The sequence below is a fragment of the Paracoccus sp. IB05 genome (genome assembly GCF_016405985.1).
In the GTDB taxonomy this organism is placed as follows: Bacteria; Pseudomonadota; Alphaproteobacteria; order Rhodobacterales; family Rhodobacteraceae; genus Pseudogemmobacter.
On sequence record NZ_JAEFCF010000101.1, the window covers coordinates 1 to 697 of the forward strand.

General features: G+C 65.1%; 2 protein-coding genes. Both read right to left on the minus strand.

The annotated features are described in order from the left end of the window. A partial coding sequence (locus tag JC607_RS25215) for a TniB family NTP-binding protein (RefSeq protein ID WP_198839448.1) occupies positions 1–269 on the minus strand: 269 nt, incomplete at its 3' end. Beyond that, on the minus strand, positions 262–697 hold a 436-nt coding region (locus JC607_RS25220; RefSeq protein WP_198839449.1), incomplete at its 5' end, for a Mu transposase C-terminal domain-containing protein. The genes JC607_RS25215 and JC607_RS25220, both read right to left, overlap by 8 nt.

Below are 697 nucleotides of genomic sequence, written 5' to 3' on the forward strand. Positions count from 1 at the left end.
CGTCCGCTCACCTCCTCGAAGCTGGCCGCGTGATCGCGGGTGAACTTCTCTATGATCATCGTCTTGCCCATGCCGCTCTCGCCGACAATGAGCAGGTTCGGCATGCGGGCACGCTCGGGAAACGACATCAGCGTTTCCAGCTTCCCCAGGGCGGCCTCGGCCCTGGGATAAGAAATCCAGCGGTCGGCGCGAATCCGAAGAATACGGTCCTCCGCGCTGAGCGCGGCGATCTTGCCGGCTCCCGGATAGAGATGCGGGAACTCAGTCATCGTCGTACCATTCCTCGACCTTGAAACCGGGGTGGCTGAGGAACGGGCTCCCCTCCCCTTCCGGCGCGGGCAGGGTATCTCGCGCGGCGGCATCCGGTGTCACATCGATCATCAACAGGGGCGCCAGATGCGCCCGCCGCGCCTGATGGCGCCGCGTGGCTTTGGTCTGCCGTACGGCGGTGTCGATGAGCTCGCGCTGCGCCTCGATCGTCCTGAAAATCAGTTCCTCGTCCACAGAACGGCGCCCAGCCTCGCGCAGCGACCGCCGCGCCGCACGGTGTTCCCAGAGCGTGATTGCAGGCCGTGTCAGGTCCGCCGGTCGGGCTTCAATGATCCCCTCATCTGTCAGGACGAAGATGCGCGAGAGATCGCGCGGGTCGTATTTGAGCGTGAACTTGCGGCTCTCCCGGCCCATCAGCCAGCGCAAC